Raw genomic sequence first — 10,428 nt, forward strand, 5'->3', positions numbered from 1 at the left:
ATTAATCAGAGATTTTCGGAAAGAATTTCTTTGATTTTATTGTTATCCAGCAGATTAGATAAACCAAATACCTGTGCAGAATGGTTTGACAAATGTTCAGCAATATCTCTGGCGCTAAGAATAATATCGGCCGTTTCGCTTTTTGCTGACGTCAGATCGGTATGGGAAACCTCGGCTTCTTTATTCAGCTCTTTAATTATTTTTTTTACCTTCATTTCAACGATAAAACTGCTGCCTAAACCGTTACCGCAAACAATCAGAACTTTTTTCATCTCTACCTCACTGCCCGTTGATAACGGTCTGAATTGATTCCATTGATGATGCCTTCAGCAGTGCTGAGAGTCGTTCATCATCGCTAAAAATGTCCGCCAGGGCTGTAATCATATTGATGTGCTCATCTCCCGAAAGCGCACATAACATAATCACAACGTAAATAGGGTCATTCTCTTCTGCGGCAAAAGAAACGCCTTGTTTAATATGTAAAAGCGATAGCCCGTTTTTAATTGCTCCTTGTTCCGGGCGAGCATGAGGCATCGCCAGGCCAGGTGCCAGAACATAATAAGGACCAAGTTCCCGGTGGCTGTTAAAAATGGCTTGAATATAGTCTTCAGTAATCGTCTTTTTCGCCAATAAGGGTTGAGCCGATAATGTAATGGCCTGTTTCCAGTCGCTAACTGAATCTACAATCTGGATATTTTCTGCAGGTAACCATGTCGTAATCATAAATACCCCGATAGCGTTGAAAGTGGGACTACTATAGTGGAATGTTTTCGTGGCTTACCGTGATCATTCTCTCAAAGTTAGCGCTAACATGGATGTAATGTTAAAATTCTTGTTACCGCTAACTTTGCTAATCAAACTTATCATTACTTTTCAGTTGTGCAATGCGCAAAACGCTAAACATCAATTACAATGGCTGCCCATTCAGGCGAGAGGAGGACATCAGTGCAGACGTTAGAAGCGGACGATAGCGGGAGAGAAAAACGCAGAAAAAACACCGGTAAAATCACGCTCGCTGAAGTTGCTAAACTGGTCGGCGTTAGCACGATGACCGTGTCGCGCGCGTTACGTATGCCTGAAAAAGTGAATCCTGAACTGCGCACCCGTATCGAAGCGGCGGTGAGCGAGTTGGGCTATGTGCCAAACCTGCAGGCCCGTAGCCTTGCCTCTGCTGACTCCAGCCTGGTGATGGGCGTGGTTCCCTCTTTTTCCTCCCCGGGCTTTCTTGCCGTCTCCGAAACGCTGCAGACCGTGCTCGGGACCCAGGGCTACAGCATGATGTTTATCGAGTCCGGCCAGGGGGGGCAGAGTGAAGAGAATGCGTTTGCGCAAATGCTCGCCTACAACCCGGCGGCGATTGTCCAGTTCAATATTGATAACATCGGCAGTTGCTCGCAAATGATAATCAACACCGGCGTGCCGGTGGTTGAGATTGGTGCCATCAATCGCGACGCAAGCTGGGTCAGCATTGGCGTTGACTACGCTGCAGCCATCAAAAAGCTGGTCACGTCGCTGGTACAGGCCGGATATAAAAATATTGGCCTGCTTTGCACCGCCTCCAATAACATTATGTTTCGCCAGGTACTGAGCGGTTGGAACAGCGCTATGCTCTCGGTTAACAACTCCCCGCATCGCGTGGTTACTTCTCACCTGCCAGCGGGTATTACAACCGGTTTGAACCTGCTGGGCGATATTCGTATCACCTGGCCTGAGCTGGATGCCCTGATTTGTACATCTGATGAAATTGCCTGCGGCTGCATCATGGCCTGCAACGGTGCGGGGCAAAAAGTGCCCGACGCGCTGGCATTGGCAAGTTTGAGTGGAGGGACCCTTGCAGCGGTTTGCTCCCCGGCTCTGACTGCGGTCGAATTCCCCTGGAGTGAAACGGGAACTGTGGCAGGTAAAACGTTGCTGGATCTGCTGGCGGATAAATCGACAGATAAAGTCATTGAATTACCTTCAACTTTACAAGTTCGTGCCAGCACAAGAAAACAATAGGGCGATTAACATTATTGATTTGTTATCCCGCCAGATACGGCAGGATAACTGTTGGTCACTGGGCGTCGGCATGAGAGTGTGTCGGGCTGATACTCTCTGTTGATAACATTTCTCCCTATTGCAGATTTTTCTCTTTCAAAAATTGACTCACCAAATCAGCAATCTGCACATTATTTAAATCAGAGAACGGGAAGTGTGTATTCCCTTTGATTCCCACTTCTGGCAGATGTGTCACGGTGACATCCCCGCCATGCTTATTCACCACGTCACGCCACTCACGGGCCATCGCCAGTCTTACGCGCCAGCTGTCCTGCGCGGGCATGGCTACAGGTTTATCCGGTATGTTATCGCCGTAAATAATCAGAATCGGGATTTTGGTCAGTGCCATAAACTGCGCCATCGGCACCGGCTCACCCTTCAGCGTGTCGAACGCGCTTGGCATAGGGGCTGGGAGTTCTTTTTCCGGGAAGACAAAGCTGCTGCCGGGCTCGAAGGCGACAATGGCTTTGACCTTGTCATTTTTCATCGCCGTGTACCAGCCTGGTCCGCCACCCTGAGAGTGGGTGAAGAGGATAGCGGGGCCGGATTTATCCACGACGGCGGACATCGCATCAGAGATGACATTGATATCAAACGGCCCGGTATTTGGGGTCATCTGACGGAAATACTGATTCAGCGCTTCTTTGTCGTGAGAGAACTGAACGCCCTTAAAATACTCTGGCCACACGCCAACGCGGAACTGGTTGAACCACATCTGTTCATCCGGCTTAGGCGTAACAGTACCTTCTACAGTCGTGCGCCCGGCGCTGCCCCGACGCGGCTGATCGACAAGATAGGTTGAGAACCCGCGACGCAGGAAGATGTTCTGGAACCCTTCGCGACCATCCGGAGTGCTTTCCCATGTACGGGAGAACTGACCTGCGCCGTGCAGCATCACAATAGGGTATTTATGCGGATTCTCCGGGATTTGGTAGAACACAGAGGCATGATCGCCATGCCAGGTTTGGCCAGCTGAATTCAGCGGCTTTTTCGCGTCAAATGTTCCTGGTGCGGTTATGATAGTGCCACCAGCAGAAAAGCTTCCCTGTTCCTGAATGACCAGCGGCTCGGCGTATACCGACTGAGCCACCAGGCCACCCGCCATTACGCAGATGGCCAGCGTTTTTAAGATTGTCTTCAAGATTACATCCTCTGTTATGTTTGCCGTTCAATCATATCTGAGTAGTCAGCGTTAATTATTTAGCACCCCTGATTGCCCTTATTTGGCAGACTCATGAATGCGGACGATTAACTGCGTATTGTCTCTAACCAACTTGTTACCGTTTCAGTGGTTCTTCGCTCCTGGTCGCATTCAATGACCAGCGGTTTTTCCCGACGCGCAGTTGGGGCGAGACTGGCAAGGATGTCGTCGCTGTCTCCTTTACCGTAGCCACCGTGAGTAATAAAGGGGATGAGTAATTTGCCCGCAAGGTTGTGGCTGCTGAGAAATGCTTGCACGACAGGCGGCACGCTGGTCCCCCAGATCGGAAAGCCTAAATACAGGGTCTCGTAGCGTGAGATATCTGCAACGCTATTTTTTAATGCCGGTTTTACGCCTCGCTCACGCTCATTTTTCGCCTGTTCAACGGTCTGAAAATAGTCTTCCGGATAAGGCATAGCCGGTTCGATTTCAAACAGATCGGTATTCAGGCTGCGGTGAATGACGCCCGCAATCACCCGTGTATTTCCGCTGCGGGAAAAGTACGCCACCAGAACACGGCTTTTACCCTGCACGTTTGCGGTTCCGGTCGCAGCTGATGCAAAAGAAACGTTCGCCAGCGTCAGCCCGGCAAGTGCGGTGATTAACATTCTGCGGTTGGGATCATGCTCCATAATCCACTCCTAATTGTTTGCAAGCGCCTGCTGCAGCGCCTTTTCAGCTCGCGTTGCTGCATCACTTTCGCCATGTTCACGCAGAACCTGTGCCAGCTGGCGCAGCTGCGACGCCATCAGGCCGACCCGCATGCTTGCTCGCGTATGCGACAGCAGTTGTGATTCGACGCCCGGCGTGGCCGCTAATGCGCCAACCGTTGCCAGCTCGCGGCTTTGCCAGTCGAGGTTATCACGGGCGAAAATGTCGCCGAAAAGGTGCGTTTGCAGGAACTGGTTAATCACCGGGGCAAAATCAAACAGCGGGCCCTGGACGGGAGCGCCTGAGATTTTTGTCTGGTTTGCGGTACCGACACGGCGAAGCTCATCCCCGACAGGGATCGGGGCAACCGGTTCTTTACCCTCAACGTCTTTGATACCACGTTGTTTACGTGCTTCGACGACTTTCATCAGTTCATTAAGCGCATTCAGGCTACGAGGGAAGCCCGTATAGGCATAAAGCTGGACGAGAATCTCTTTGGTTTCGTTTATCGTAAGCCCGGCATCCAGTCCCTGATTCAGGGCTGCATTCAGCTTATCCATCTGACTGCTGGCCATCGATGCCGCAATCAACGGGATGGCCTGTTGGCGAGCTGACAGCGTATCTGAAACCTTTTGTTCGTGGTTCATTTCTGAGGCTCCTTTACTGACGGGTGCAGCATGTGCCGCGAGACCAAAACCAAAGGTCAGCAGTACCGCTGCCGCTAATGCTTTAATGGCCGTGGTATTGTTCATCTGTCACTTTCTCCATCCAGTTAACGCTTTTGCCATCCACAATCCCGGTTATCGCCAGATGCGTCATCGCGCTGCCGGGTGCCGCCCCGTGCCAGTGTTTGACGCCCGCCGGGCAAGAGACAACGTCACCGGCGCGGATAACCTGCACCGGCTGGCCTTCTTGTTGGGTGAGCCCAACACCCGAGGTCACAATCAGCCGCTGACCTGCCGGATGCGTATGCCAGGCGGAACGAGCGCCGGGTTCAAAGGTGACATAAGCCCCGGAAACACTGATGTCGTTATCCGGTTTGAAGAGAGGATCAACCCTGACGCGACCGGTAAAGTTCTCGGCTGACCCGAACACCGCATTCTGACTTCCTGCAGGGGCGATATGGACAGCGGGATTTCGCTCCGCTGCCCAGGATGAAAATGTAATAGGCAGTAACAACCCGAGGTAACGTAAATGTCCGATCATGCAAAGCGTCCTTATCAATGAAGAGGGGATTGCCTGCGATGATTTTATCGAGAGGGTGATGACGTCAGGCTGACGCCCCCCTGACAATTCTGTCAGTTAACCCGGGTCCCGGCTCAGCGCCGGATTGAGTATTGCCCGCCGCTTTATCCGCATGTATCGCAAAGGTGAGGCCAAATGTATTGATGCCACCTTCACTACGGGCAAAGACATCTCCCCTGTGCATAATGGCGACGGCACGCACGATCGACAGGCCCAGTCCATGATGGGTATCACTCCTGGCTCGGGAGGTATCAACGCGATAGAACCGCTCGAAAAGTCGGTGTAAGTGCTCTGGTGCTATCGGATCGCCCGGGTTTGACACTTCAATACAGGCTTGGTGACCGGTTTCGCTTAACCGCACCGTAACCGTACTGTCAGAGGGCGAATGCCTTGCGCTATTTTCCAGTAAATTAGCCAGTGAGCGGTGGAACAGTCGTCGGTCGATGTCCGCGGTGACGTCGCCCTGAACATCGAGAGAGAGCTGTTTTTCAGCAAAAGAGGGTTCCACATACTCCGCTGTTTTTAGGGTTTCTTCGCGCAGGGACACCTGCGTAAGCTGGGAAGCATGTTCACCCGCATGGGCATGGGACAGGAACAGCATGTCGTTAACGATAGACGTCATGCGTTCAAGTTCTTCCAGATTGGAACCCAGTAACTCTTCCAGTTCATCCTGCGAGCGTCGGCGCGAAAGCCCCAGCTGCGTCTGGCCGATCAGGTTAGTCAGCGGAGTCCGGAGTTCATGCGCAACATCGGCATTAAAGCTTTCGAGCTGCCGCCAGGCGACCTCCTGCCGTTCCAGCACGCCATTAAAAGATGATGCTAATTGCTGTAATTCGTCAGGTAATGCTTCGGTATTCAGGCGCTGACCATGGTCCCCGGGAGCGAGTTGCCTCGCCTGTTTACTGAGCGCCCCAACGGGACGAAGACCGATCCTTGACACGACGTATCCCAGTAAGGCGACAATCACGACGCCCAGTGCGGTAATGATCAGTAATGTACGCGTGAACGCATCGAGTGTGCCCATGTACGGCGTGGAGTCGATGGCAACCACATAGCGCAGCTCAGGCCTTTCACCGTTGGCGGGTATCGTTTTCACTAAAAGGAACAGCGAGCAGGCACCTTCTGATGCGCCGGGCACTTTATTAAAGCCTTCCTGTAAAGAAGACCACTGAACGCCCACCGGTGGCGTTCCCCCCATGCTAAAGCGTGGGTTATCGCTCACTATCCAGTAGCGAACGCGTTCACCTTCAGAATTGGTTAACACGGTGAATTTATTGGCAAGCAGTGACCAGCCGTCAGCCGAGGTTCGTGCGGTGATCCACGGACTCATTAATGATTCGCGAAACAGCAGCTCGTTGTGCATCTGCTTTTGCAAAGAGTCATGCAAGGAGCTTCTGAGCAGGATACCGATAACGGACACAATCAGCAGCGCGGATAAGGCAAACATCAGCGCCAGGTGAACGGAGATGGAACGCTTAGGCATGCTTATCCCCTTCATTTATTCGGACCGGACTTCGAGGACATACCCCATGCCACGAACGGTATGTAACAGCTTGATATCGAACGGCGCATCCACTTTGGCCCGAAGTCGTTTAATGGCCACTTCAACCACGTTGGCATCGCTGTCGAAATTCATGTCCCAAATCTGCTCCGCAATCATCATTTTTGACAGAATCTCCCCCTGATGCCGGGCCAGAAGGCTCAGCAGGGAAAACTCTTTCGCGGTCAGCTCCAGTCTCGTTCCGGCGCGAAATACGCGACGAGCCAGCAGGTCGAGATGCAGATCGTGAATTTGCAGCTGGGTGATGTCTGCGCCATCCGTAGCGCGGCGGCGCACCAGCGCCTGAATACGCGCCACCAGCTCAATCAGCGAGAAGGGCTTGGGCAGATAATCATCCGCGCCAAGACGCAGCCCTTTAACGCGCTCGTCGACCGAGCCGCGCGCCGAGAGCATCAGTACCGGCGTCTGTTTGACTGCCCGCACGCCCTCGAGAACCCGATAGCCGTCCATCCCCGGCAGCATCACATCCAGTATTATCGCGTCGTAGTCGAACTCCAGCGCGTAATGAAGACCTTCAGCGCCATCTGCAGAGACATCTACCGTAAACCCGGACTCACCCAGCGCACGGTTGAGATAGGTTGACGTTTTTTCTTCATCTTCGACTAACAACAGACGCATAACGGGACTTCCTCTTAACTATCCAATCGGGATCATTCTGCTTCTTGATTGCCAACATAAAGCTGACGGCTACCTGACAGCGCTGTCAGAAATGCTTCCCACCCGTTCTGTTCCTGACAAAAATGTTATTTCTCTGTCACTATGCTGACAGCCCTCTCCGCCTAATCTGAGCCTGCAAATTTGATTCTGCGGGCCTGTATAACCAGGCCGACACTCATCGGGAGAGACCATGAAATTCACGCTTATCAGTGCAATGCTACTCACGGCAATGGCTGGGGTGTCCTCAGTCAATGCGGCTGATTATAAAAAGAATCCATTCACACTCGTCTATGACGGTGCCATTACCGAGAACGTCAAAGGCAAGGTCAACATTCATCCCGTGAAATACGATCTGCATGGCATCCAGATTGCTGCGAATGTCTATACCCCTGCTAACTACGATCCCGCCAAAAAATACCCGGCGGTAGTGGTTGCACATCCTAATGGCGGCGTAAAAGAACAGGTCGCAGGGTTATATGCCCAGCGTCTCGCCGAACAGGGCTACATCACCATTACCGCCGACGCGGCTTATCAGGGTGCCAGCGGCGGAATGCCTCGCAGCGTGGATAAACCCGCTAATCGCATTGAGGATATCCATGGCATGGCTGACTACATCAGCCAGTATCCTGGTGTAGATACCGCCCGCCTTGGTCTGCTGGGTATTTGCGGTGGCGGCGGGTATTCACTTGTTGCGGCTGAAACTGACAAGCGGTTCAAATCGATAGCAACCATCAGCATGTTTAATTCAGGCCTTGTGCGCCGCAACGGTATGCAGGATTCACAGCTGGATACTGTCCAGCAGCGTCTTCAGCAGGCTTCTGACGCACGGGCTCAGGAAGCCGCCGGAGGCGAAGTCCTATACTCCGGCGATGCCAACCTGACTGATGAACAGATTGCTAAATTACCTTTTGCCTTATATCGCCAGGGCTACGAGTACTACTGGAAAACCCATGCGCATCCGAACTCCACGTTTAAATACACCACCAGCAGTCTTCTGGATTTGATGAGCTTTGACGTAACGGACCATATCAATCTCATCAATAAACCGCTGCTGATGATTGCCGGTACAAAAGCCGATACGCTCTATATGACTGAAGATGCGTTCGCGAAAGCCACCGGGACGAAGGACAAAGAACTCTTCCTGATCGACGGCGCTACCCATATCGAGACGTACTGGGTGCCAAAATACGTTGACCAGGCGATGCAACAGTTAGACGTCTTCTTCGATAAGAATATTTAACTAGCCTGCGATGACGCCCCAGCCGTACAGGCTGGGGTATGCCTGTCAGTTACAGCCACTTTCCGCTTGAATATTCACTCGATAGATTCAGATTAACGAAGTTGCGGTTAAAGATAATTACGCTATTTAAATAGGCGCTATGAGTTAAATTCATAAGCGTGGCGGAAATGTAATAGTCACTTTTTTATCTGAACAATCAGTGCCATCAGGACGCTGGCTGCTGTAAACAACGCAATTATCCAGCCCATCGTCCATGGCGTGCCATCACTGAACAGGGCGAGAAGCAGTGAAGAGATGATGCCGCTGCCATATTGTAACGCGCCCATTAGCGCCGACGCGGAGCCCGCCACATTAGGCACTGCGTCTAATGCGCAGGCCGTGGATGTCGCCGCGATGATGCCATTCATAGAGAAGAACACGAACACAGCGCCGACAATCACGGTAATTCCACCTACGCCCAGGCCGGTGGTGACCGCCAGCACTATTGCCGCAAGAGTGGCGATGAATACGGCATTCCTGAGCAACGCTTCCAGCGGGTAGCGGTGAACCAGACGTCTGTTGACCATGCTCACCGTCATCAGTCCAACAATGTTTACTGCAAACAGCCAACCGTAATGCTGCGGATCAACGCCGAAGTACGTGATGTAGACAAACGGAGAACCGGTGATAAAGGCATAGGCTGCAACGTAGTAGAACGTCAGGCAGAGGGTAAAACGCATATATTTTGCGTTGGTCAGTAATGCGTAATAGTTACTAAAGGCGCTGGATACGGAAGCTTTTGAACGCTTTTCAGCAGGTAACGTCTCCGGTAACCAGAATAAAGACATCAGCATTAATGTTCCGATAATCGCCAGCAGCCAGAAAATGGCATGCCACGAGGTAACTTTAATCATCTGCCCGCCGATCAGGGGCCCGGCAATCGGCGCGATGGCCATGATTATCATCAGTGTAGAAAGCATTTGTGCTGCACGAGTGCGGCTAAACAGGTCGCGGATCATGGCTCGTGCCAGCATCGGCCCGGTACAGGCACCTAACGCCTGAAAAACACGCCAGAAGACTATTTGCACGATATCTGTTGATAACGCACAGCCCACCGAGCCGATGATGAACAGCCCTAAACCGATAAACAGTGGCAGACGACGCCCATAACGATCGCTAATCGGCCCCCAAATCAGTTGCGCAATGCAAAAACCGATAAGAAACCCAGTGATTGTCAGCTCTGCATCACCCTGCAAATCTTTGGCCATCAGGGGCATAGCAGGAAGATAGATGTCGGTTGATAAAGAGGTAACAGCCATCAGGGCGCTGAGAATGAGTAAAAACGACAGGCCGGTTTTTTTCACTGTAGCCGACTGTGTTTGTGCCTGTTGATTAAGCATGGTGATCCGTTGGACATGAAAAGATAAAGCATGTTAACGGGTTTATGCTCGCTGATAATCACCGACGGGAGGATAGGGACTATGAATGGTGTTCATTAATGAAAGTTGATTTATCAGATAACGCGTTATAAGCCTCTTGCTATGCCCTGAATCGCCACCCCCTCTCAGGGCCAGCAACATTCTCTTTCGCAACCAAACAATCAACACCTCCCGCTCCTGCTTTTTGGTTAAGCAAAATTATCCACTGCCTTATCATATATTTATTTAATAATGTTTCTGTTAATGCAGGATATATTTGGCTTAAGTGAACTTATCTTCTCAAATAGCCCTCTTTTACAGCTTTTATTACACGATTACACATATTGACACTAATGTTGTCGATCGGTAATTATTGCGTAAAACAATAAGCTTATTCTTATTTTTAACTTGTTATTCCGGCCGTGCCATTTATCAAATC

The 10,428-nt window shown here is 51.4% G+C and carries 11 protein-coding genes; 2 read left to right on the forward strand and 9 right to left on the reverse strand.

Features of this window, described 5'->3' with window-relative positions; all coding sequences use genetic code 11:
* Positions 1–5: 5 nt before the first annotated feature.
* Both ACOYA6_RS00225 and ACOYA6_RS00230 read right to left on the reverse strand, forming a co-directional pair.
* The gene (locus ACOYA6_RS00225; RefSeq protein WP_422653797.1) at positions 6–272 is read right to left on the reverse strand and encodes a PTS sugar transporter subunit IIB; all 267 of its coding nucleotides are present in this window, start codon (positions 270–272) and stop codon (positions 6–8) included.
* A 7-nt stretch (positions 273–279) separates the two neighbouring features.
* On the reverse strand, positions 280–723 hold the full coding sequence (locus tag ACOYA6_RS00230) for a PTS sugar transporter subunit IIA (RefSeq protein ID WP_422653798.1): 444 nt from the start codon (positions 721–723) through the stop codon (positions 280–282).
* Positions 724–945: 222 nt separating this feature from the next.
* On the opposite strand from ACOYA6_RS00230, the gene ACOYA6_RS00235 reads away from it, so the two are divergent.
* Positions 946–1,998, forward strand: coding sequence for a LacI family DNA-binding transcriptional regulator (locus ACOYA6_RS00235; protein WP_251929845.1), 1,053 nt, complete (start codon positions 946–948; stop codon positions 1,996–1,998).
* Between the two features lie 115 nt (positions 1,999–2,113).
* On the opposite strand, the gene ACOYA6_RS00240 is transcribed toward ACOYA6_RS00235, so the two are convergent.
* The 6 genes from ACOYA6_RS00240 to ACOYA6_RS00265 all read right to left on the reverse strand — a co-directional run bounded on the left by ACOYA6_RS00240 (position 2,114) and on the right by ACOYA6_RS00265 (position 7,313).
* Entirely contained in the window at positions 2,114–3,178 is a 1,065-nt protein-coding gene (locus ACOYA6_RS00240; RefSeq protein ID WP_422653799.1) for an alpha/beta hydrolase, read from the reverse strand.
* A 107-nt stretch (positions 3,179–3,285) separates the two neighbouring features.
* The gene (locus ACOYA6_RS00245; RefSeq protein ID WP_422653800.1) at positions 3,286–3,870 is read right to left on the reverse strand and encodes a flavodoxin; all 585 of its coding nucleotides are present in this window, start codon (positions 3,868–3,870) and stop codon (positions 3,286–3,288) included.
* Positions 3,871–3,879: 9 nt separating this feature from the next.
* Positions 3,880–4,641, reverse strand: coding sequence for a carboxymuconolactone decarboxylase family protein (locus tag ACOYA6_RS00250; RefSeq protein ID WP_422653801.1), 762 nt, complete (start codon positions 4,639–4,641; stop codon positions 3,880–3,882).
* Positions 4,619–5,095, reverse strand: a complete 477-nt coding sequence (locus tag ACOYA6_RS00255) for a (R)-mandelonitrile lyase (protein WP_422653802.1) — start codon at positions 5,093–5,095, stop codon at positions 4,619–4,621. Before ACOYA6_RS00255 ends, ACOYA6_RS00250 begins: the two co-directional genes overlap by 23 nt.
* Positions 5,096–5,159: 64 nt before the next feature.
* The gene (locus ACOYA6_RS00260) at positions 5,160–6,617 is read right to left on the reverse strand and encodes a heavy metal sensor histidine kinase (RefSeq protein WP_422653803.1); all 1,458 of its coding nucleotides are present in this window, start codon (positions 6,615–6,617) and stop codon (positions 5,160–5,162) included.
* Positions 6,618–6,632: 15 nt separating this feature from the next.
* Positions 6,633–7,313, reverse strand: coding sequence for a heavy metal response regulator transcription factor (locus ACOYA6_RS00265; RefSeq protein WP_422653804.1), 681 nt, complete (start codon positions 7,311–7,313; stop codon positions 6,633–6,635).
* Positions 7,314–7,542: 229 nt separating this feature from the next.
* Between ACOYA6_RS00265 and ACOYA6_RS00270 the strand changes: the two genes are divergently transcribed.
* Positions 7,543–8,592, forward strand: coding sequence for a CocE/NonD family hydrolase (locus tag ACOYA6_RS00270; protein ID WP_422653805.1), 1,050 nt, complete (start codon positions 7,543–7,545; stop codon positions 8,590–8,592).
* Between the two features lie 176 nt (positions 8,593–8,768).
* On the opposite strand, the gene ACOYA6_RS00275 is transcribed toward ACOYA6_RS00270, so the two are convergent.
* Entirely contained in the window at positions 8,769–9,971 is a 1,203-nt protein-coding gene (locus tag ACOYA6_RS00275) for a multidrug effflux MFS transporter (protein ID WP_422653806.1), read from the reverse strand.
* Positions 9,972–10,428: the final 457 nt, after the last annotated feature.

Origin of the sequence: Leclercia barmai (assembly GCF_049312895.1) — a bacterium.
Taxonomy (GTDB): Bacteria; Pseudomonadota; Gammaproteobacteria; order Enterobacterales; family Enterobacteriaceae; genus Enterobacter; species Enterobacter barmai.